General features: G+C 64.2%; 16 protein-coding genes and 1 pseudogene. 9 read left to right on the plus strand and 8 right to left on the minus strand.

The genetic code is table 11. The features are described 5' to 3' along the window. Position 1: 1 nt before the first annotated feature. Positions 2-4,684: a PAS domain S-box protein gene (locus BWR02_RS07160; protein ID WP_139557063.1), complete on the minus strand. Its 4,683-nt coding sequence runs from the start codon at positions 4,682-4,684 to the stop codon at positions 2-4. A 130-nt stretch (positions 4,685-4,814) separates the two neighbouring features. Further along, positions 4,815-5,444: a DUF4136 domain-containing protein gene (locus tag BWR02_RS07165; protein ID WP_139557064.1), complete on the minus strand. Its 630-nt coding sequence runs from the start codon at positions 5,442-5,444 to the stop codon at positions 4,815-4,817. A gap of 268 nt (positions 5,445-5,712) precedes the next feature. Here BWR02_RS07165 and BWR02_RS07170 point away from each other — a divergent pair, with 268 nt between their 5' ends. From BWR02_RS07170 to BWR02_RS07190, 5 genes are all read left to right on the plus strand, one after another. After that, positions 5,713-6,057 carry a c-type cytochrome gene (locus BWR02_RS07170; RefSeq protein WP_139557065.1) on the plus strand — a complete coding sequence of 115 codons (345 nt, stop codon included), beginning with the start codon at positions 5,713-5,715 and terminating at the stop codon, positions 6,055-6,057. Between the two features lie 70 nt (positions 6,058-6,127). Beyond that, complete coding sequence (locus BWR02_RS07175; RefSeq protein ID WP_139557116.1) at positions 6,128-7,240, plus strand: cytochrome-c peroxidase; 1,113 nt, start codon at positions 6,128-6,130, stop codon at positions 7,238-7,240. Positions 7,241-7,364: 124 nt separating this feature from the next. Then, positions 7,365-8,027 (plus strand): LON peptidase substrate-binding domain-containing protein, encoded by a 663-nt coding sequence (locus BWR02_RS07180; RefSeq protein WP_139557066.1) that lies wholly within the window; start codon positions 7,365-7,367, stop codon positions 8,025-8,027. Positions 8,028-8,039: 12 nt separating this feature from the next. Next, entirely contained in the window at positions 8,040-8,744 is a 705-nt protein-coding gene (locus BWR02_RS07185; RefSeq protein ID WP_139557067.1) for an HAD family hydrolase, read from the plus strand. Positions 8,745-8,795: 51 nt separating this feature from the next. After that, complete coding sequence (locus tag BWR02_RS07190) at positions 8,796-9,809, plus strand: MDR/zinc-dependent alcohol dehydrogenase-like family protein (RefSeq protein WP_201276191.1); 1,014 nt, start codon at positions 8,796-8,798, stop codon at positions 9,807-9,809. Here the strand turns inward: BWR02_RS07190 and BWR02_RS07195 are convergent. From BWR02_RS07195 to BWR02_RS07220, 6 genes and pseudogenes are all read right to left on the minus strand, one after another. Next, entirely contained in the window at positions 9,798-10,916 is a 1,119-nt protein-coding gene (locus BWR02_RS07195; protein WP_139557068.1) for a YkgJ family cysteine cluster protein, read from the minus strand. The genes BWR02_RS07190 and BWR02_RS07195 overlap by 12 nt on opposite strands. A gap of 41 nt (positions 10,917-10,957) precedes the next feature. Then, complete coding sequence (locus BWR02_RS07200; protein ID WP_162560059.1) at positions 10,958-15,538, minus strand: EAL domain-containing protein; 4,581 nt, start codon at positions 15,536-15,538, stop codon at positions 10,958-10,960. A 240-nt stretch (positions 15,539-15,778) separates the two neighbouring features. Then, the gene (locus BWR02_RS07205) at positions 15,779-16,423 is read right to left on the minus strand and encodes a response regulator (RefSeq protein ID WP_139557070.1); all 645 of its coding nucleotides are present in this window, start codon (positions 16,421-16,423) and stop codon (positions 15,779-15,781) included. Next, entirely contained in the window at positions 16,420-17,751 is a 1,332-nt protein-coding gene (locus BWR02_RS07210; protein ID WP_236102006.1) for an ATP-binding protein, read from the minus strand. Before BWR02_RS07210 ends, BWR02_RS07205 begins: the two co-directional genes overlap by 4 nt. A gap of 65 nt (positions 17,752-17,816) precedes the next feature. Then, positions 17,817-18,353, minus strand: a complete 537-nt coding sequence (locus BWR02_RS07215) for a PepSY domain-containing protein (protein WP_139557071.1) — start codon at positions 18,351-18,353, stop codon at positions 17,817-17,819. A gap of 240 nt (positions 18,354-18,593) precedes the next feature. Then, positions 18,594-19,124: pseudogene (locus BWR02_RS07220) on the minus strand (REP-associated tyrosine transposase). A 567-nt stretch (positions 19,125-19,691) separates the two neighbouring features. Between BWR02_RS07220 and BWR02_RS07225 the strand changes: the two are divergent. From BWR02_RS07225 to BWR02_RS07240, 4 genes are all read left to right on the plus strand, one after another. Beyond that, a complete protein-coding gene (locus BWR02_RS07225) occupies positions 19,692-21,485 on the plus strand; it encodes a methanol/ethanol family PQQ-dependent dehydrogenase (RefSeq protein ID WP_139557072.1) in 1,794 nt (597 codons plus the stop codon). A gap of 139 nt (positions 21,486-21,624) precedes the next feature. Further along, positions 21,625-22,539: a methanol oxidation system protein MoxJ gene (gene moxJ, locus BWR02_RS07230; protein ID WP_139557073.1), complete on the plus strand. Its 915-nt coding sequence runs from the start codon at positions 21,625-21,627 to the stop codon at positions 22,537-22,539. Positions 22,540-22,561: 22 nt separating this feature from the next. After that, positions 22,562-23,029, plus strand: coding sequence for a cytochrome c(L), periplasmic (gene moxG, locus BWR02_RS07235; RefSeq protein WP_139557074.1), 468 nt, complete (start codon positions 22,562-22,564; stop codon positions 23,027-23,029). Positions 23,030-23,064: 35 nt separating this feature from the next. Further along, complete coding sequence (locus BWR02_RS07240) at positions 23,065-23,346, plus strand: methanol dehydrogenase [cytochrome c] subunit (RefSeq protein ID WP_139557075.1); 282 nt, start codon at positions 23,065-23,067, stop codon at positions 23,344-23,346. The last annotated feature ends 9 nt before the right edge of the window (positions 23,347-23,355 follow it).

Raw genomic sequence — 23,355 nt, forward strand, 5'->3', positions numbered from 1 at the left:
CTCAGGCGTTGTAGGTCCTGCCGCCCAGGCTCCTGCCCTGCGCCGCCAGGTGCGACTGCCACCATACCGTGAAGTCATCGGATGACAGCGGCTGGCTGAACAAATAGCCCTGCGCGAAATCGCAGCCTTGCGAGATCAGGATGTCACGTTGCTGCTCGGACTCGACGCCTTCTGCGACGACCTTCAGGCCGAGACTGTGACCTAGCGCGACGACCGTGGCCGCAATGGTCCGGTCGTCCGAATCGGTCGTCATGTCCCGCACGAAGCTGCGGTCGATCTTCAGCGACGCGAGCGGCAGATGCTTGAGGTACGACAGGCTCGAGTAGCCCATACCGAAATCGTCGATCGCCAGATCCACGCCCTGACACTTCAACTGTTCCAGGGTCGAGAGCGTTTGCTCTCCGGTCTCCAGCAGGGTCGATTCGGTCAGTTCGAGTTCCAGTGAATGGGGTGGCAGCCGGTATCTGTCCAGCAATTCCCGCAGCCGCTCCGCCAAACCGGGTTCGCTGACGTGCCGGGCCGAGACGTTCACGGCCACGGTCATCGGCGGAAAGCCCTCATCCCGCCACTGGGCCAGCTGCCGGCAGACATCGTCGAGTACCCAGTTGCCAATGCTGACGATCAGATCGGTACGTTCGGCTGCACTGATGAAATGTCCCGGCAGCAGCAGCCCTTCTTCCGGGTGTACCCATCGCACCAGGGCCTCGCTGCCGACCAGCGTGCCGTCGGTCAGTCGGATCTTGGGCTGGAAATAGGTGCGCAGTTCGCCGCTCTGGACCGCCTTCCGCAGCGCCGACATGAGCTTGAGGTACTGCAGCGTCGCCACGTTCATGTCGGCGTCGTAGAACCGGCAGGCATTGCGTCCCATCTGCTTGGACCGGTACATCGCGGTATCGGCGTTCTTCAACAACGCCTCAAAGTGTGTCCCGTCATGCGGGAACAGGCTGATGCCGATCGAGACCGTGATCGCGAAGCTGTCGCCCGAAATCTCGAAAGGCGTGTTGAACGACTCCATGATCTTATCGGCGACGTGCGAGGCGCCGTCCCGGCCGACGCCGGGCAGCAGCAGCACGAACTCGTCGCCGCCGACCCGGGCGATGGTGTCCGTCTCACGCACCAGGGCCTCGAGGCGGCCGGCCACCTTCTTCAGCAGGGTATCGCCCTCCTGATGGCCCAGCGAATCGTTGACGTACTTGAAGCGGTCGAGGTCGAGGAACAGCACCGCGAGCTGCTTCTGGCTTCGGGCATGCTGGGCCAGCGCGAGCTTGGCCCTGTCCGCCAGCAATTCCCGGTTGGGCAGCCCGGTCAGCGCGTCGTAATAGGCGAGTCGCCGGACGCGCTCCTCGGCACGCTTCAGGGTGGAGATGTCGGTCGAGACGCTGATGTAATTGACCAGCGCCCCGGCCGGATCGCGCACCTCGACGATGGTTTGCATCACCGGGCTGATCCGACCGTTCTTCTGGCGGTTCCAGATCTCGCCGCGCCAGGAACCCTCGCGCTCGATGGTGCGCCAGCGTGCCGCGTAAAAGTCTTCGTCGTGCAGGTCGGACCGCAGAATCCGGGGATCCTTGCCGATGACCTCGTCCTGGGAATACCCCGTCATCTCCTCGAAAGCCGGATTGACGGCAATGATGCGACGGTCGCAGTCGGTGACCAGAATGGCTTCGCGAGCAGCCTGGAACACCTTGCCGGCAAGGCGCAGCCGTTCCTCGGCCTGCTTGCGTTCGGTGATGTCGCGCGCGAACGCGCAGGCGAATTCCTGATCGTCGATCTGCAGATAGACCGCCTGCAGTTCCTTCGTCATGCGGCGGCCATTCCGGGCCGCATGCGTCGTTTCCACGACCGAGCTTTCGCCCTGTTTCAGTGCTGCGAAGAAGCTGGGAAACGTGGGGCCGTACACCAGATCGACCCCACCGAAACCCAGACGAAGCACTTCCTCGACGGAGTAGCCGAGACTCTGCGCCGCGGCGGCATTCGCATAGACCAGATCGCCGGAGGGCTTCGCCAGATAGATTTCCTCCAGCGCGCTTTCGACCATGAACTGAAACTGTCGGACCGCGCGTTCCGCACCTTTGCGCGCCGAGACATCCTCGATGACGGCGATGCACTGGTCCGACGGACCGCCGCCGGGGAGTGCCATCGACGTGACCGCGACGTAAACGGGGACCTCGGTGCCATCCTCGCGGCACCAGCGCTGCTCCAGGTAAAACTCGGCCCGCTGGCCCTGCTGCAACTCCGCCAGGCATTGCCGATAGGCTTCCAGATCCTCGGCGTGCATCATCGTCTCGAAACGCGCCCCGACGATTTGTTCGGGCGTGCGCCCCAGGATCGCGCAGCACCGCCGGTTGACCTGAACGAAGCGGCCGGTGTCGCGCTCGAATTGCGCCACGCCCACGGCGGCCTGTTCGAACAAGGCACGGAAGCGCGCTTCGCTCGCGAGCAGCGCGGCCTCGGCCACCCGCCGTTCGGTGACGTCGTTGGCCAGCACCAGTTCGGCGTTCCGCCCTCCGAAGTCGAGTGTATGGGACACCGCTTCGACCTCGATCAGGCGCCCGTCCTTCAGACGGTGGCGCTGGATTCCATGTTGCGCCAGACCGCTGTCGCTGCGCTCCGGGCTCGCCACCCGCGGACCGGAGGCTACCAAGTCGGCCAGCGTCATGCCGAGGAATTCTGCGCGGGTATAGCCATAGTGCGAGACGGCGGCATCGTTCACGGCCAGGAAGGCGCCGCTGGCGAGATCGTAGACCCACATCGGGTGAGGGTTGGCTTCGAACAGCACCCGGTAGCGTCGTTCTCCGTCGCGCAGCGCGGCGATCAGTTGCTGCTGTTCGGTCTGGTCGCGCAGGACGAGAACGCCACCGGCAATGTCCTGCTCGGCCTCCAGCCCTATCGGAGACCCCTTGAACGCAACCGGGCGCTCACGGCCGTCGCGAGCCAGCAGCAGCGCGTCCTGCGCCCAGGCGCGCGGTGCTTCGCAACCATCCCGCGGCAGTTGGAGGTCGCCCCGGGTTTCCGGATCAAGCAGCCTAAGCACGCGATCCAGCGGGAGTCCGTGCGCCTCGCTCTCGAGCCAGCCAGTCAGGCCTTCCGCCACGGGATTCATCAGCGTCACCCGCCCCGCCGCGTCGGTCGCGATGACACCATCCCCGATGCTCTGTAGGGTGACGCGAAGGTTTTCCTCGCTGTTGCGAATGTTTTCTTCGGCCTGTCTGCGTTCGCTGATATCGATCAGCGTGCCGATGATCGCCGGGGCGCCATCCTGGACGATCCGGCTGCCGAAGACCGCCACCCACAAGCGCCGGCCGTCGCTGCGGCGAACGCGGAACTCATGCTGACCGGAGGAGGCCACCCCACGCTGCAGCCGCAACAGCCGGCGCCACAGCGGGCGCAGGTCGTCCGGATGAACGAGACGGCCCAGTTCCTCGGCAGTGAGCGTATCGGAGGCGCAACCGAGCATCTCGGCCATGCGGGGGTTGCAGTAGACCAGGCGCCGGCGCTGGTACAAGTAGACGCCGACCGAACTGTTCTCGACGAGCCCGCGGAACCGCAGCTCGCTGGCGGCCAGCGCCTCGCTGGTATCGAGGATGTCCTGAATGTCGTAACTCGCGCCCAGGTACCCCTGGAACTCGCCTTCGTGGTCGTATACCGGCTCCGCATGGTCACGGAGCCAGCGGTAGCGCCCGTCCTTGTGCTTCATGCGGTATTCGAGGCTGAACGGTGCGCGCTGTACGGAAGCCCGGGCGATCTCCGCAAGGCACTGCTGCAGATCGTCGGGGTGCACGTCGTGCACCCAGGCTCGGCCCAACTCGGCCGCCCGCGGGCGCCCCGTGAACTCCAGCCAGGCCTGATTGACGTAGATGCAATTGCCGTCGCGATCGGTACGCCAGACGGGGTTTGGCAGGCAGTCGATCAGATGCGCGACTTCATTCCTACCGTGGACGATCTGCCGGCGCAGCGACCGGAGTTCGATACCGAGTTCGGCGACCTCGTCGTGGCCGCCGACCGGCGACTCTTCCGCCGCTTCGCGGACTGCCTCGCCGGACCGCGCGTACGCGAGCAAACGCTCGATACGGCCGAACAGGAACCGTTGCAGGATCCAGCCCAGGGCAGCCAGAATGATCAGCGCTCCACCGAAAACGGTCAGGGCATGCTGCCCGGCTTCCTGCCCGTTCTGGGCGGTCAGACCGTGCGTATCGGCGACCAGCAGCGCAAACCGGCCCGCTTGGCGATCGTCCTCCGTCGCACCGCCCGGCACTGGCACGGCCCCCCAGAGCAGGCCGCGTCCCGTGTCATGCCAGAGCGTCGATCCGTCCGCGCGGCGCAGCAGATTACGCCAGTTCGCGGGCGGCGGCGGATCGAGCTCGGTCCGGGTGTCGGCCCAGCCCGTCTCGGGGTACGCCACGCGCAGGCCCGTTGCCCCATCGATCAGGGCAATGTACTGGAGGTGCGGCGCGTCGATGGCGGCCGCTCCGATGAAACGCCACCACGCGGCCCATTCGATGTCTTCAATACCTTCGGCGCTGCTGCTGCCTATCAGATTCACCAGCCGCTGCATGGAGGCCCGCAGATCGTCCTGTCTTACCCGCTCCAGTTGTCCGCGTATCGACCAATAGTCGAATGCAGCCAGCAATCCGGAACACGCGAGCAGCGCGATGGAAATCCAGTATGGCGCGCGCAAGCTCATGCCCGTCGGTCCCTCAGGACGGCCGCCTCGTCCCGACGACAGGCCCTTCGGCATGCACGCGACCGCGCATCAGGATTGGCACCCGTCGCGTTTCGTTGCAGCGGGGGCGGGAAGGCCATCTTCGCAATCGTCACGGGGTAGGGGGAAAGTGTTCGAGGATCGATTCCACGGCCGCGCCGAGTTCTCGGGTCTGCGCCGACGTGTAGTAGCCGAAATCGTTCTTGTCGGTCATGTTGCCGTGCCAGATTACGCGCTGCGTCTTGGCGTCGATGACCACCAGATCCAGCTTCGCCTGCTCATACTCGGAGGAATACGGATCGGCCGCGGGAGGCAGCGCGCGGCCGTCGGTGCTCGTGTGCGTGTTGGACGCATGCAGGCCGGGGTAATACAGGCCGACGGCACCGTAGTGGGACGCCGAACTGCCCGTTCGCTTCAGTTCCCATTCGCCGAACGACCAGGCCACGCGGAACTGCGCCTTGTCGCGATCCCGCACGTAGCCCTTCCGGGCGAGCGCCGCGTCGACGCGGCTGCGGACCAGGCTGTCCAGCCGAATTCGTTCGGAGGTCTTGACGGCTGCCGGGGTCTCCAGGCTTCCGCTCTGTTCGGCCCAATCCCAGAAGTGCAGACGCGCGAAATCGTAACCGGCTTCGTGATCGGTGGTCAGATGCGCGCTGGAGCAAGCCACCAGCGCCAGCAGCATGGCGCCCAGGACAGAGGCTATCGGGAGTCGTCGGTTGTCGCGAGGAGTCGTAGAGGGCATGGTCACTAACGGTTTGGCCTACCGGAAATCAAAGCTTCGAACATTGCGGTTCGCTCGCTGCGCAATCCGAAGGGTGTCGCGGGGGGTATTGGCCCTGACTCCATGTGGTCGTAACATGCGGCACAGACCCGCTCGGCGCACGTCGAGCGCGCGGAACGGACAGCCAGCCGCCGCGGCGGCTGCCAACAGCCGACGTTTCCTGCGCGCGAGGACTCCGGGCACCATAGACGGTCTTTCGTTCAGCAAAACGTGACAAGGATAAATGAAAATGCGTACGGTCAGGCGGTTTAACCACCCGGCCGGTCCCGATACGGGCACCGGCTACCGCGCGCTCGGGTGCTGCGCCGCGCTGGGTTTAACACTGGCGGCTGGCCCCGGGTTGTCCGAGGATTACGAGCGCGGTCGCCAGCTCTACGAAAATCACTGTCAAGCCTGTCATTCCTCGCTGTTACATTCGCCGCTGTCGGGACGCATCAAGACCTTTCGCGAATTGCAATCACAGGTTTCCTCGTGGAGTACCCATGCGGCAAAAGACTGGTCCGTGGAAGAGGTCAACGACGTTTCGTATTACCTCGATCGTACCTTCTACCATTTCGGTGTCCGCGACGAATAGCACCATTTTGGTGAATGGACGGTTTCCCGGACGCCCGCACTTCACTTGCAATGACCGCAAATTCGCGGTGATGCCGTCGCTGTCCTGGCCGTCGGTCGCGCTGAGCACCGGTTTGGCTTGCGCCACGGCGGCGGCAGCGCCGCTCGGTTTGCCGGAGGTCCCGGTTCCACCGGACAATACTCAGAACAGCGCCAGGATCGCCCTGGGCGACAGGCTGTTCCACGACCCGCGTCTGAGTTCGACCGGAGCCGTCAGCTGCGCCACCTGTCATCAGGCTGCCAGTGCCTTCACGGACAGCCCGCTGGCCGTGTCGAAGGGCGTCGGCGGCGCTCTCGGCCAACGCAACGCTCCCACCGTGCTGAACGCCGTCTACCTCTCATCACAGTTCTGGGACGGTCGAGCCGGTACCCTTGAGGAGCAGGCCTTGCAGCCGCTGTTCAATGCCGTCGAGATGGGGCTGCCCTCGGTGGATGCCGCACTGGCGATAATCAGGGTGGACCCGGATTACCCGACCCGTTTCCGTGAGGCATTCGGCCCGCAGACCGAACCCTCGGCCGAAACCCTGGCCCAGGCGATCGCCAGCTATGAACGGACCCTGGTCGCGGGCGATTCGCCCTTCGACCGTTATCAGTTTGCCGGCGACAAGACGGCGATGTCGCCCGCCGCCGTCCGTGGGCTGGCGGTTTTCACCGCCTGGGGTCGCTGTGTGACCTGTCACACGATCGAGAAAACACACGCGACGTTCACCGATAACCGCTTCCACAATGTCGGCATCGGCTTCAACCGCTACCCGGAGGAAATCGAAAGTCTCGCCGCCGGCATGCCGCCGCCACGGATCGCCTACCGCGAGCAAACGCCCCCCACACCGGACCGCCTGGCCTCCGAACTGGGGCGTTTCGCCGTGACGCGCGAAAAGAATGATCTCGGCGCCTTCAGGACCCCGGGCTTGCGCAACGTGGCGCTGACCGCACCCTACATGCACGATGGCAGTCTGAGGACCTTGCGGGAAGTGGTGCTGCATTACGTCCGCGGGGGCTTCAGTCCCGGTGACCGGGCGCGCAACAAGCATCTGGATCGCGCGATCAACTTCCTCGAGTTGTCGAACGCTCAGGTCGACGATCTGGTCGAGTTTCTGAAGGCACTGACCAGTCCCGGGGTTCAGGGCACACCGACCGAGCACTAACCCGGAGTCATCAGGGATGACCCCGACGCTATCCTCAAGCGTTCCCGCGCACCGATTTTTCCGCTTGGGAACCCTCGCCATCGGCAGGAATCCAAGCCGATGCCAATGGCCTATGGAGTGAACGATGTCCGACAATCCTTTCCACCCGGACTTTGATCGGCTACCCGCGACCTTGCCGCTGTTTCCCCTGCCCGGTGCCGTGGTCATGCCAGGTTGCCAGTTGCCCCTCAACATCTTCGAGCCGCGTTACCTGAATATGGTTTTCGACGCGATGGCCGGCGAACGGTTGATCGGCATGATCCAGATCGACGCGGCAGCCGCGACGGCAAACGCCCCCGCGCTCTACGACATCGGAACGGCCGGCCGCATCGTCTCCTTCAGCGAGACCAAGGACGGTCGGCTGCTGATCGTTTTGTCCGGTGTCTGTCGTTACCGGATCACCGGAGAGATCCCTACGACGCGAGGCTACCGCCGCGCGACCGTTGACTGGGGCGACTTCCGCTCCGACTACGATACGGAGCACGCCATGGCGTTCCCGCGCGAGCGTCTGGAGCTGTTGCTCCGCGAATACTTCGCCGTCACCCAGCTCGAGATCGACTGGGAAGCGCTCACCAAACTCGACGACCTGATGCTGTGCAATCTGCTCGTGGGCGCCCTGCCCTGGGAGCCCGCCGAACGTCAGACGCTGATCGAGGCCGTGTCGTTGAATGACCGCATCGAACGGCTGGTGGGTTTGCTGCGCTTCGCCGTCGCCCCTACGGCCGCCGGTAGCGTCGCGACTCACTGACCATCCCGGCCGGTGAACACCACAGATCCGTCGCGTGCGCCCTCGTTTTCCGATCGCGCCGTCAACGACTCCCTCGGGCGCGCCTATCGCGGCGGAGCCTTACGTCCCGCCGCGGTCATCTGCGACCTCGATGGGACACTGGTGGACTCCGGCCTGGACTTCCGCGCCATCAAGACCGAACTCGGCCTGGGCAGCGAGGCCTCCGTACTGGAGGCGATCGACGCTTTCCCCCCAGAGGCGTTGGCCCGCGGCCACGCCGTGCTGTACCGGCATGAAATGGCGGGGGCACTCCAGGCCCGTCTGATGCCCGGCGTTACCGAGTTCCTGGCATTGATCGCCGCCCTCCGCCTGAAATGCGGGCTGTTTACGCGCAACAGCCGCAACGCCACGGCAATCACGCTGCAGCGCTGCGGGCTCATGTTCGAGCGCGTACTCACTCGCGACGACGGGCCCGTGAAGCCGGATCCGTGGGCAATCCTGGAACTTTGTCGCGGCTGGGGCATCGCCCCTTCGCAAACCTTGGTGTTCGGCGACTACTACTACGATCTCGCCGCCGGTCACGCTGCCGGCGCGGTGAACGTGCTCGTGTGTCAGCAGCGACCGCCGTCAGCCATCCGCGGCTACGAACTGGCTCACTTCCACCTCGACAGCTTCGCCGATACCGAACAGGTGTCGAGGATCCTGTCCGGTACCGCAGGGCGAATGCCGCAAGCTTGAACTCGCCGCCGCGCTTGTCGAAACGGCGCGCCTGTTCTACCGTTCCGAAGCATGAACGGAAATCCTTCGTTGCCCGCTCGCATGCGCGCCCTCTGGCTGGAACGCCGGACCCTGGCTTTCAGGGAAGATGTGGTCCGCCCGGAACTTGTCGAGCCGCTGACGGCAATCGTGCGGGTTCGTCTGGCCGGCATCTGCGGCACCGACCTGGCGCTGCTCGGCGGCTACTATCCCTATACCGGCATTCCCGGGCATGAGTTCGTCGGCGACGTCGTCGCGGCCGATGATGCCGCATGGATCGGCCAGCGCGTGGTCGGCGAGATCAACGTCGGCTGCGGCGGCTGCGAAGAATGTCGCCGGATGGGCCCGGCGCATTGTCGCTTCCGGAAGGCCATAGGGATTGCCGGCCATGCCGGCGCATTCGCCGAGTACCTGTCGGTGCCGACCGCCAATCTCCACCGGGTTCCCGACGCGGTCTCCGATACCGCTGCGGTGTTCACCGAGCCTCTCGCCGCGGCGCTGGCCATCCTGCAACAGGTGCATGTCCGGCCGGACGATCGCGTGTTACTGATCGGCGCCGGCCGCCTGGGACAGCTGATCGCCCAGACGCTGGCCCTCACCGGCTGCGACCTGTCGGTGATCGCACGACATCCGCTGCAGCAGCAGTTGCTCGCGCGGCAGGGTATCGCAAGTCTTTCCGAAGACGCGCCTCCGGCCGGACTTTTCGATTGCGTCGTCGAAGCCAGCGGGTCGCCGTCGGGCTTCGCGCTCGCGCGTCGTTTGCTTCGGCCGCGGGGGGCGCTGGTGCTCAAATCCACCTATGCGGGTGAAGTGCCGGTGCCGCTGTCATCACTGGTAGTGGACGAGGTTCGCCTCATCGGGTCGCGCTGCGGGCCCTTCGGTCCGGCGCTGCGCCTGCTGGAACAGCGGCGGGTCGATCCGACGCCGTTGATCAGCGCCGTTTATCCCTTGTCCGCAGGAATCGAAGCCTTCGCGGCCGCGCGCGAGCCGAATCGCTTGAAGATCCTGCTGTCGCCGGACGCCGAGGTGGGCGATCTACAGCGATAGGCCCACGCGGCGACGCGCATCGAGGCAGTGCTCACCGCCCCGTTCGAATTCGCGGCAACTGCGCGGGCGGCTGGGATAGATCTGACACCCATAGTCGGCGGCGGGCGTCTCGCCTCCGCACAGGGCGGCGCAACGTTCACCGGCACGCTTGAGCCGCCGATGCGTTGCCCGCTGCTCGACGAGTTCAGGATGTTTCCGGTTGACGAGTTCCGAGGCCGCGATCTCCACCGCCTGGTAGGCCTCGCGGCAACAGGCCCCACAGGTTCGGCAGTCGAGTTGCTCCGCCGCTTCCCAGCGCACACAGGCCGGCGCAGAGTCCGGTAACGCTACGGCGGGAGCGTGACGGCAGCGGCGGTGGCGCCGTGCGACGAAAGACCAGGCGCAATCGGCACAACCGTGACCCGGATGATAGCCGGCGATTGCGGCATGCCCGGCCGGATGAAGAGGTGACGGCTCGGTGCTCGTGTCCCACAACGGCGGCAGGCTTGCGGCCGCGTTGCCCGGATCCCCCAACCGCGACGGCACCGGTCTCGCGCGGGCCTTCGCAACCCGGTTCGCGATGTCGGCGGTCGCCTGCAGCGCCTCCGCCAGCGGTTCGGCCCAGCGCGCCTGGGCGGCACGCCAGGCACCGATGCGCGCCGCGACACAACTCGCCTCCCGTCGCCCGCCCGAGATTTCAGGGGCTGCGAACGGATCGGCCGGCAGACTGTTCCAGAAGGTGACGCGGAAGTCCGTCGTCGGTGCCATGAAGTCCCGCAGGCCGAAGCTGCCCGCCAGATAAGCCTGCAGCCGCAGGCAGGCCCGTTCACGCGACAAATGACGGTTGCTGGTGTTATCCAGTCCCCAGTCGGCGAGCGCTTCGCCACCCTCTCCTTCGATCAGCGCATGACACAGTTCGTGGAGAATCATCTGCGCGAGGGAATCGTCCGCGTCGAGTATGTCGTCGGTCCCGATCAGGAGGGTTCCTCGTCCGTCGGTCGAGGCGTAGACCTCCCGCGAGCGCTCGACCCGATAGCCGACCCGAGCGGCGCAGGCGATCCAGATCACGTCGAGCGGATCGGCATAGCGGTACACGACGGGGCGTGAGTTCGGCGGAGTGGGCGTCATGGGGGAGCACGTAAGCAAGGCCGCAGTGCGCTGCGGAAGGGCTAGTCGGCGGGGGGAGTATCATGCAGCAGCGTCACGAAACGATCCAGGCCCAGGGGACGGGAGAACAGGAATCCCTGACCGTAGCGGCAACCGTGGTGGCGCAGGAAGTCCAACTGCGCGGTCGTCTCTATGCCTTCCGCCACGACGTCGATCGATAGCGACCGCGCCATGGCCAAAATGGTCGACACGATGGACTGGCTGTCCGCCACGGTCTCGACCTCTTCGACGAAGCTCCGATCGATCTTGATCTCGTCGATGGGCAGGCGCTTCAACAGCTTCAGTGAGGAGTATCCGGTACCGAAGTCGTCGAGGCTCAGGCGGATGCCGATGGCCTTCAACTCGTGCAACAGCAGGCGCGTGTGCTCGACGTCGTCCATCAGGAAGCTTTCGGTAAACTCCAGCGTCAGCGTCTGCGATTCGAGCCGGTAGGCGGACATCAGGCGCCGCAGGTAGGCGTGAAAAGTCGATCGCTGGAACTGGCGCGGCGACAGGTTCACGGCCAGTCGGCACGGCATGGCGAAACCGCTTCGCCAATCACGCAGCCGCTCGAACGCCTGACTCATTACGAACTCCGCGACCCGATCGCTGAGACCGCAATTTTCGGCCACCGGAATGAAGCGCTGCGGGGCGATGACGCCCCAACTCGGATGCCGCCAACGGATCAGTGCCTCGGCACCGACCATCCGCCCGTCGGCGAGACTGTACTGAGGCTGATATTCCAGAAAAAGCTGGTCCTCGATGAAGGCGCGATGCAGGCCGGTCTCGATCTCCCAGCGTTCCTGGGCCGTGCGCCGCAGTTCCTCGCAAAAGAACTGAAAGTTGTTCTTGCCCTGTTCCTTGGCCAGGTACATCGCCGCGTCCGCATTCTTGATCAGTGTGGTCGGGTCGAGCCCATCGTTGGGATACAAGCTGATCCCGATACTGCTGCTGGTGAAGATCTCCCGCCCGTCGACTTCGATGGAGTCGCCGAGCATGGCGGCGATGCGGGTCGCGATCTGGCGGATGTCCTCCTCGCTGCTGATGTGCAGCAGCAGGATGAACTCATCCCCACCGAAACGCGACACGGTGTCTCCGATGCGCAGGCACTCGCGCATGCGTTCCGCCACCGCGCGTATGACCTGGTCGCCGACATCGTGCCCCAGCGTGTCATTGATGGTCTTGAAGTTGTCGAGATCGGCGAACAACACGGCCAGTCGCTGTTGCGACCGTTCCGCATTGGCGATGGCCACGGTCAGTCGGTCGATGAACAGACTGCGGTTCGGCAATCCGGTCATGGCGTCATGCGTGGCGAGGTACTCGTTTCTGGCCTGGGATTTCTGCAGTGGAGAGATGTCACTGAACAGACATACGTGATTCGTGGTTTCCCCTTGCCCGTTCTTGACGGTGCTGACGGTAAACCAGCAAGGATAGGCTTCGCCATTCTTCCGGTGGTTGACGACTTCGCCTTGCCATGAACTGGATTTCGCCAGTGCCCGCTGGACATCTTCGGACCAGCTGCTGGCGGCGCCATGCGAAGCCAGCACATCCGGCGTCAGACCGATGACTTCCTCTGCACGATGCCCCGTGATCTGGGTGAACGCCTCGTTGACCGTCAGGATCACGTGCTGCGCATCGGTCACCATGATGCCCTCGCCGGCCTTCTCGAACACGCGTGCGGCCAGCATCAATTCCTGCTCGCTGCGCTTGCGCTCGGTCACGTCGGTGGCCTGGGTGCAGGTGGCATAAATCAGGCCGTCTTCACCCAGCAGCGGGAACCGGACCGTGAGCAGACACCGTTCTTTCCCATCGCGGACCAGAATGTCTTCCGTTTCGAGCGGGGACTGCTGGCGCAGCACGTCCATGTCCTTGTCCCAGAACTGCTGCGCAACATCCGCAGGCAGCGCCTGATGCACCGTGCGGCCCAGCACAGCAGCAGCCTCTACGCCGAAAAACGCCTCGAAGGCCCGGTTGATGAAGATGAAGCGGCCGGCGACGTCCTTGACGCTGAGCAGCGCGGTCGAGTGATTCATGATCGCCAGCAATTTCTCTTCACTCTGCCGCAAGCGCAACTGGGCCTCACTGTAGGCCGTCGTGTCGACCATGACGATGACGGCCCCGGCGCCTGCGGCGCGTGGACCGCCATAGGGGTTGATCCGCAGCGAGTAATGCTGGGCCCCGCTGGTGAGCGCCAGTTCCACCGGGCGCCGCTCGGCGATGCTGCGTTCCACCTGCAGCGTGAAATCGTCGATGCCGGCCGGTCGTTGCAACTGGCCCAGTCTGAGCACGGCGTTGCCCGGCGCGATGCTGAAGATGGAAGCGGCGGTCAGGTTGTACCGCAGCACCGTCAGTTCGTTGTTGACGACCAGCACCGGATAACCGAGATTGTTCAGTACGTTCTCCAGGTCGTCGTTGGTGATCGACAGCTCCTGGGTCTTGTTCTGCAGTTCCTGATTGATCGTCGCCAATTCTTCGTTGGTCGACTGCAACTCTTCGTTGGCCGCTTCCAGTTCTTCGTTGGAGGCCTGCAATTCCTCGTTCGATGCCTGGACTTCCTCGTTCAGGGCCTGCAGTTCCTCGTTGGAAGTTTCCAGTTCCTCGATGACGGTCTGCAGATGCTCGCGGGTGGCCGACAGTTCGTCTTCGAGCGTCTTCAGCGAAGAATCGAAGCCCTCCTCCGGTGCCGCATCGCGTTTCGAGTCCTTGGACGGCTGCGCGGGCGCGGGTTCGAAAGCCACCAGGAAAAGCTGCCGCCCGTCCCTGACGAAGGGATGGACTGCGAGCCGGGTCGAAAGCGTCTGCCCGCCCGGCGCGCTGATGGATCGTGCCCGTCCGAGCGTCGACGACTGCCGCTTTCTGGCCTGCCGCAACAGGGTTTGCAGGTCGCTGCGCAGGCCCCGGCAAATCAGATGGGCGAGGTCGAACGACGGTGCGCCGTCTGGAACCTGCATCCAGTTGTTCACATCACCGAAGACGTGCAGCAACCGCGACTCTTCATCCACGACGACACTGGGCGGACCGTAATGCCGGAGCACTTCGTTGCGGTACTCGGACTCCGGCGTGAGCGGTGGGGGCGTCAGGTCGCTGCGCGGCAGGATGTCCCGAGCGAGGGATGGGCGGCCGCCGTTCAGCAGCGCCAGTCGCTTGTCCTGCGGACGCGGACGGAACAGCCGCGACTCCTTGTCCACCACACTGTAGAGGCCTTCCTGCTGGGAAATGCCCTCAGAACGCCCAAGAAACAGATAACCGCCCGGATTCAGCGCGTAATGGAACATCGCCAGGACGCGGGCCTGAAGGTCGTTCTTGAAATAGATCAGCACGTTGCGGCAACTGATCAGATCGAGCCGCAGGAATGGCGGATCCTGGTTGAGGTCCTGGCGCGCGAAGACGACCGCATCGCGGACCGAGGCTGCAATCTCGTAGCGATCCCCGGTCTTCTGGAAATACCGCCCGAGCAGCTCGGCCGGAATCTGGCTTACGGCACTCGAGGAATAAATTCCGCGCCGTGCCTTCGCCAGCGCGTTGATGTCGATGTCGGTTGCGAAAATCTGCAGGCGTAACGACTTGGCGGCCGACCTGCAGGCTTCGAGCAGTACGATGGCGATCGAGTAAACCTCTTCGCCGGTGGCGCAACCGGGAACCCAGACGCGGACTTCCTCACCCGGAGCCTTGGGTGCGATCAGCGTGGCGGTCGCCACCCTGAGATCACGGAACGCTTCCGGATCGCGAAAGAATGCGGTGACCGAGATCAGGATATCGCGGCACAACCGGTCCAACTCTTCGGTGTTGCCCTGCGCGAAGGCCAGGTAGTCATCGAGCGACGACAGGCGGTTGGCCGTCATCCGCCGCTCGATGCGCCGCATCAGCGTATTGTCCTTGTAGCCGGAAAAATCGATCCGTGTCCGCTTACGCACCTGCGCAAGCAGCTTTTTCAGCGTGAGAGGCAGTGAGACGGACTCCTGGGCGGGGACGACAAATCCCCGGGTGTGGACCAGCGCCGCGATTTCGTCGGCGACCCGGGCGGGTGGCAGTATCCAGTCTACGCAATCCGTGTCGATGGCTGACTGGGGCATGCCGTTGTACTTGGCCGACTCGGGCTCCTGCGCGAAGGTCAGCCCGCCGCCGGCCTTAATGTCCCGGATACCCAGTGCGCCGTCCGAGCCGGTCCCGGACAGAATGACGCCGATGGCGTCCTCCCCCTTGGCCTCGGCCAGCGAGGCGAACAGCGTGTTGATCGAGGGTCGCGGTACCACGCCCTCTTCCAGGGCCACCAGGCGCAGCGCATTGCCGCGCAGGACGACGTTGTGCGTCGCCGGTGTGACGTAGATCGTGTTGGGTAGAGGAATCGTCCCGTCGACGACTTCCACGACGTCGAGAGCGGTCTCGCGGGCGAGCAGCTGGACGAGCATGCTGCGATAGGTCGGCGAGGAGTGCTGTACGACGACGCACGGAATCCCGAGGTCTCGCGGCAGGTGTGCGACGAGTTGGCTCAGAGCCTCCAGTCCGCCCGCCGAAGCTCCGATGCCAACCACGAAACGGCGAGCCGACGACTCATCGCCAGTGGCGTCCGGGTCGGGATCGGTGTGCGCTGCTGTCGTGTTCATAATCGAGGTGCGGTTCTGATGCCTCGTTACGCGATTGGGCCCGGTCGTCGAACAAGCAACCGGATTGCATCTCATCGCGAGCGCAACATCCCTGGCGCCGGCGATGCGGCATTCCCCTAACTCCTTCGAATTATCGCGACTCGGGGAGGCTTTGCAAAGGCATAACCGCGCCGCGCTCCCGGACGGACCTGTGCTGGATTACTGATCCCCGTCCGAAAAGCGTCTCCCGCAGCGAGGTCCTCAACTCGCAATCAGTCCATGGCGATAGGCGAGCCGGGCCATCTCCGCCGAGGTGTTGACGCTCAGCTTCGACTTGATCAGGGTCGTATAGTTGGCGACCGTCTTGTAGCCCAGGCGGAGTTCCTCGGCCACCTCGCGCGTCGTGTAGCCCTTGGCGAGCAGACAGAACACATCGAATTCGCGGGCGGAGAGACTGTTCAAGGAACTGCTCTGCGCCGTCGTCCCGGTTTGCAGGGCCAGCTTCTGCGCGATTTCGTGTTCCAGATAGTTCTGGCCCCCGGCGATGCGCTCGACCGCTTCGACAAGAATCTCCGGCGCACAGCTCTTCGTGATATAGCCCTTCGCGCCCGCCTCCAGCGCCCGCACCACATAGGCCGGCTCGTCGTGGATGCTGAACATCAGGATTCTTGCATTCGGATCGCGGGCGATCAGCCGCCGCACCGTCGCCAGACCGCCGATACCGGGCAGGCTCAAGTCCATGACGACGACCTGCGGGCGATGCAGTCCGTAAAGCTGGCAGGCTTCCTCACCGCGCTCGGCCTCGCAAATGACCTTGATGTCCGAGGACTGTGTCAGCAACAGACGGTAGCCGGCCCGCACCACGGCGTGGTCGTCGACCAGCATGACACTGATAGTGTTGATCATTGCACCGTACCTCCGCACGGGACGATTACCCGCAGAACAACGCCTCGACCCGGGTGGGTCCGTAGCTCGAATTGCCCTCCCAGACTGGCCACCCGCTCCCGAATCCCCAACAGACCGAAGCCACGGCGGGGCTGGGCCGGCTCGAAACCCCGACCGTCGTCCGCCACCTCCAGCAACACCTGATCCATGCCGTCACCGCCGCGCAGCAGTCGCAGCCCGATGTCGGCGCGGTGCGCACCGGCGTGCTTGACGATATTCGTCAGACCCTCCTGAACGATGCGGAACAGGTGAATGCGCGCCTCGCCGGCGCATTCGTCGACACCGGCCTCGCAATCGAAGGCCAGACTCAGCTCGGGATGTCGCTGCCGCCAGGTCTCGACGAGATCCTCGAGCGATACACTCAGCCCGAGTTCATCGAGTACGGTCGGGCGCAGCCGGCGCATCATGCCGCGAACCACGCCGAACAGACGGTCGCAAATGGTCATGATCTGCTCGACTGCTTCCTTGTGTTGCTCTCCGGCGGCTCGCAGCGTCGCTGCCATGACCTTGATCGCCGTCACCGACTGTCCGAGTTCGTCGTGCAGTTCCTGAGCAAGGAAGCGCCGCTCCTCTTCCTGGATTCGCAGCGACTGCTGCGTCAGGGCACGATTTTCCTCCCGGGCATGTTCCAGCGTCGCCGCCATGTGATTGAAGGCCCGCGAAATGAGGGCGAACTCGGGGAGCGGAAAATGCGGCAGGCGTTTGCCGAAATCGCCCTTGTCGATGTTTTCCAGTCCTTCCAGGATCACTCCGACCGAGCGGAACGCGCGCCCGACCGTCACGTGGACCAGCGCGTAAATCGCCACGGCAAGCACGAGCAGCAACAGCAGGAACCCCTGGGTTTCATTCCAGGCCTCGACAATCTCGTCGCCGGCGTTGGCCTCGATCCGGATCATGGCCTCGGCACCGCCTTCGACCGGCACGCGACGCTCAGCCACCCCGGCCGGCGGCGTCACGGCCCAGCCGAACCACGCTGGGACTTCCCGCGAGGTCGGGACCGGGCTGAGCGCGCCCTGATGCATTCCCCCCGGGGGCTGATCGATGTGGATACGCAGGTGACGGGTTCGGTCCAGCGACCGCAATTGCGCCAGCCAGGCCTGGTCCGGCGGGTCGGAACCGCGGCGCTCGGCGATCCCGGCTTCGATCAACTGCATCGCCAGATTGACCGTCGAGGCAACCTCTTCCGCCACGGAGCGGCGGGCATTAAGGATGGCGAATACGAATCCGAGGCCGATGATCAGCAGCATCGTCAGGCCGATCATCAAATTCAAACGAAAGCGCAGACTCACGGCAGCCCCGTCTCCATCCTTATCGCCGACGCCCGTCGCCGCCAAGGCCCATCGAACGCATCGCGCTAGTCACGGCCGGTCTGGTGGAACTCTTCGTGCGCATCGTCGACGATACGCCCGCTGGCGGCATCGACCTCCAGTTTCCATTCCCTACCGTCCGAGCCCCGTATGTCGAACTCATAGGATGCTGCGCCGCTGTTCTTGATCTCGTACTCGGCTTCCACGACCTCACCGGGATACCGCTCCAGCGCGACGCGACGCGCTTCTTCGAGACCGATCCGACGGTTGGCAGCGAACAGGGGGTCATCCGGACTCGCGACTTCCCGTTCCGTCCCGACGATCTTCCCGGAATAGCCGTCGCATTCGATTTCCCAGCGCGTACCGTCCTCGCCCGCGACTTCGAACTCGTAGATCAGACGTCGCTCGCGCCACTTGTATTCGATCTTGATTACCGGACCCGGGTGCGCGGCCGCGACCGCCGCACGGCAATCCTCGATCCGTATCCGTGTCGTAATGGCTTTGAAGTTCTCCGCCGCACCGGGCGTCACCGGCATCGCGAGTAGCGTTGCCGCGAGCGGGGCGAGCGAGGTTCGATGAGTCATGAACAGACAATGGATGGGACGAACGGGAAGTCGGCGGCGGGTGTCGCGATATGGAACTGCCGTCGATCCCGCAGCCTAGCCCAAGGCCCGGAGAGTCACAAGCCGAGCGGTTAGCCCCGGCCCACTTTCGGGAAAACTTCCCTAGCGAGGAAACCCTGGACAATCGCGAGCATCCGGCGGAACCCACCCCTGATGCGGCGTCGGGATCTTCATACGGCGGAACCCGTCCATGGTTCCGCCCTACTCTCCGTAGGTGTCGGAGTGTTTGTCGATGCTGGCGGTCCAGTCTGTCGGCAGCAGGCCCAACCGGAGATAGCGGTGAAACGATGAATACGGCCAATCGCCCACCCGATCAACGTAACCGTGTTTGACCGGATTCCAATGCACGTAGTCGACATGGCGGGCATAGTCGCGATCATCACGAATCAGATGTTCCCAAAAGCGCCGATGCCAGATCCCGCGCTCGCCCTTGGCCTGACGCACCGCTGAGCGCCCTTCCGTGCGCGGCAGACCGCGCACGAAGCGGATCTTGATCGCCTTCCAACGATTCGAGAAATCGTCGTCGCCTGGCGGCAAGGTCCAGACGCAATGCAGATGATCGGGCATGACCACTCACGCATCGATATGGAACGGCCGCTCCTCCCGGGTGCGCCGCACCGCTTCGCGCAACCGGTCGACGTGCCGCACCAAGATATCCCGACGGCGCTCCAGCAGGTTCACCGTAAAAAAATAGGTCCCGCCCGGTACCCGATGACGCCGATAATCCGGCATCCGCTCTCCCCGCTTCCACGCCTCATCGTAGGGCGGATGCCCGCAGGGCGATCCGCCAGAACCCAACACGCTACGTCAAACACACAGTGTAGGGTAAGGCATCGCCATCATCCGGCGGAACCCGTCCACGGTTCCGCCCTACGGCCGTTGCACGCCTGATCGTAGGCGGATGCCCGCAGGGCGATCCGCCAGAACCCAACACGCTACGTCAAGGACACAGTGTAGGGCGAGGCATCGCCATCATCCGGCGGAACCCATCCATGGTTCCGCCCTACGGCCGTTGCACGCCTCATCGTAGGACGGATGCCCGCAGGGCGATCCGCCAGGTAGAACCCATCCATGGTTCCACCCTACGGCTATTCCGACCGACGGCCATGATGGGTGGAGCACCGCCGGCACATGGTATGCGCGGCCGGGCCGGATTTTTTCCCGCCCCCAATCAGGCCGAATTCCGTAGGTCGCCGCGTGCCCTCGGCCGCAGAATTCACCGCCGAAACGACGAGATCTCATGCCCGCCCCGACCGTGGGTTGGCATGACAAGACCAACGACCTGGAGGAGCAGTTCACATGCATGTACGAAAAGTGGCCCTCAGCCTGCTAGCCGGCGGAATAGCCGCGGCAATGGCCCCGGCGCAGGCCAATCCGGACCTCATCCGGATGTCCGAAAGCGACGAGAACTGGGTCATGCAGACCAAGGACTACAGTGCCACGCACTTCTCGAAGATGACCCAGATCAACGCGTCCAACGTGAAGGATCTGAAAGTCGCCTGGACCTTCTCCACCGGCACGCTGCACGGTCACGAAGGCGGCCCGCTGGTCGCGGACGGCATCATGTATGTCCACACGCCATTCCCGAACAACATCTATGCGCTGGATCTCAACGAGCCCGGCAAGATCCTGTGGCAGTACAAGCCCAAGCAGAACCCCGCGGCCCGCGCGGTCGCCTGCTGCGACGTGGTCAACCGCGGCCTGGCCTATGTGCCATCCGGCGATCACGGCCCGGCGAAGATCTTTCTGAACCAGTTGGACGGGCATGTCGTCGCACTGAATGCGAAGACCGGCGAGGAAATCTGGAAGATGGAGAACTCCGACATCACGGTCGGCTCCACGCTGACCATCGCGCCTTTCGTCGTCAAGGACAAGGTGCTGGTCGGCACCTCGGGCGCCGAGTTGGGCGTGCGCGGTTACGTCACCGCCTACAACCTGAAGGACGGTGCCATGGCGTGGCGTGCCTACGCGACCGGCCCGGACGAGGAGATGCTACTCGACAAGGACTTCAACAAGGCCAATCCGCACTACGGCCAGTTCGGCCTGGGCCTGTCGACCTGGGAAGGCGATGCCTGGAAGATCGGCGGCGGCACCAACTGGGGCTGGTATGCCTATGACCCCAAGCTCGACATGATCTATTACGGCTCGGGGAATCCAGCGCCGTGGAACGAGACCATGCGTCCCGGCGACAACAAATGGACGATGACCATCTGGGGCCGTGACGTCGCGACGGGCAAGGCCAAGTTCGGCTACCAGAAGACTCCGCATGACGAATGGGACTACGCCGGCGTCAACTACATGGGGCTGTCGGAACAGGAAGTCGACGGCAAGATGCAGCCGCTGCTGACCCACCCGGACCGCAACGGCATCGTCTACACCTTGAATCGTGAGACGGGCGCGCTGGTCAACGCCTTCAAGATCGACGACACCGTCAACTGGGTCAAGAAGGTCGACCTGAAGACCGGTGTGCCGGTACGCGATCCGGAATACGGCACGCGGATGGACCACGAGGCCAAGGGCATCTGCCCGTCCGCCATGGGCTATCACAACCAGGGCCTCGAAGCGTATGACCCCAACAAGAAGCTGTTCTACATGGGCGTCAACCACATCTGCATGGACTGGGAACCGTTCATGCTGCCCTACCGGGCGGGCCAGTTCTTCGTCGGCGCGACGCTGAACATGTACCCGGGCCCGAAGGGCACGCTGGGCCAGGTCAAGGCAATGAACTCGGTGACCGGCAAGATGGAATGGGAGATCCCCGAGAAGTTCGCGGTCTGGGGCGGCACGCTGGCCACCGCGGGTGATCTGGTCTTCTACGGCACGCTCGACGGCTACATCAAGGCGCTGGATTCCCGCAGCGGCAAGGAACTGTGGAAGTTCAAACTGCCGTCCGGGGTCATCGGCCACCCGATCACCTTCGGCCACAAGGGCAAGCAGTACCTCGCGATCTATTCGGGCGTCGGCGGCTGGCCGGGTGTCGGCCTGGTGTTCGACCTGAAGGATCCGACCGCGGGCCTCGGCGCAGTGGGCGCGTTCAAGGAACTGGCGCACTACACGCAGATGGGCGGCTCGGTCTTCGTGTTCTCGCTGTAAACGGATCGATATAGCTGCCGCGACGCCGCGTGCCGGCGCGTGGCAGCTCTTCCCCGCCATGGACGCCGTCCGTTGCCGGCCGGCGCACCGGCGAGCCGCGCAGCGTAATCCCTAACCCCCACAGGAGATCTCCACTTCCATGCGTTCCGCACGCCTCATGTGTTTGAGTGGCGTCCTGGCGTTGTTCGGCGCCAGTGCCGCCGACGCCGCGCAGCCGCTCAAGGTCTGCGCCGCCGAGAACGACCTGCCCTATTCCAATCAGGCTGGCCAGGGCTTCGAGAACAAGCTGGCCGAACTGATCGGCAAGGAACTGGGACGGCCCGTCGAGTACGTCTGGTGGACCGATCCGCGTTACTTCGTGCGCGATCAACTCGAACGCGGACTTTGCGACGTCGTCATGGGCGTCGATACCGGGGATCCGCGCATGCTGACCAGCAAGCCGTATTACCGCTCCGGATACGTGTTCGTGTACCGCAAGGACAAGATCGCGTCCGTAAAGGACTGGAACAGCGAGGCCTTGAAGAAGGCCGGGCACATCGCCTTCATGCCGGATACCCCGGCCGAAACGATGATCCGGTCGATCGGCCGCTACAACGACCAGTTCCACTACCAGCAGTCCCTGGTGGGCTTCAAATCGCGGCGGAATCAGTACGTTCGCTACGACCCGGAGAAGCTGGTGCAGGAAGTTGCCAGCGGGAATGCCGAAATCGCCGTGCTGTGGGGCCCGCAGGCTGGCCGCTATGTGCGCGCAGCCGACAAGCCCCTGGCGTTGACCGTCATTCCCGACCACCAGCAACGGTCCGACGGGCTGAAGATTCCGCACCATTATTCGACGTCGATCGGTGTACGCAACGGCGAGCAAGCCCTGCTGAACGATATCAATCGTGTCTTGGCGAAGCAGCAATCGAAGATCGCCGCGGTCCTCAAGGCCGAGGGGATTCCGTTGCTCGCGCTGGATGGCGAGACGCAGCCGACGGCCAAAGCCGTGGCACCGACCGCTGCCTCGCAGCCCGCAGCTTCTGTCACAAAAACGACTACGAAAGACAAATCCTAAGGAAAACCACCCCATGGCATCGATGAGATTCAAGCTCCCAGCGCTGGCTCTGCTCGGCCTGTGCCTCAGCGGCACGGCCACCGCGGAGATTACTTTCCGCCACGCGATCACCGGCGAAACCCTCGACTTTTCGTTCGGCAAGAAAGGCGGCGACACGGACGCCTTCAAGAAATTCAAGGAGACCGGCAAGAACCCGTACAACGGGGACGCCGCCGCCATCGAGAAGGGCCACAGTCTGTACCTGACGGCCTGCTCCGGCTGCCATGGGCACAACGCCGAAGGCAAGCTCGGCCCGGGTCTGGCCGATGATTACTGGACCTACCCGCGTAACTCCATGGACGTGGGTCTGTTCGAGACGCTCTGGGGCGGGGCGCAAGGCATGATGGGTCCCCAGAACACCAACCTGAACGCCGACGAGATGCTGCAAGTCATGGCCTGGCTGCGCAGTGTCTACACCGGCGACCCGAAGAAGGCCGACTGGCTGAAGTGAGATCACTGCGATCCCAACCTAAGGAGGAGTACACGATGAAAATGCACACATTGCCGGCAGCCATGATGTTGGTGTTCGCCGCGGGCACCGCCAATGCCTATGACGGCACCAACTGCAAATACCCCGGTAACTGCTGGGAGCCGAAACCCGGCTACCCCGACAAGGTGGCGGGCAGCAAATACGACCCCCAGCACGATCCTGCCGAGCTGAACAAACAGCAAGAGTCGATGCGCGCCATGGAGGCCCGCAACCGCAAGCGCGTCGAGCACCTCGCGACGACCGGCAAGTTTGTCTACAACGTCGACGACCTCAAGTGATCGGGTAAC

The sequence above is a fragment of the Methylotetracoccus oryzae genome (assembly GCF_006175985.1).
Classification (GTDB): domain Bacteria; phylum Pseudomonadota; class Gammaproteobacteria; order Methylococcales; family Methylococcaceae; genus Methylotetracoccus; species Methylotetracoccus oryzae.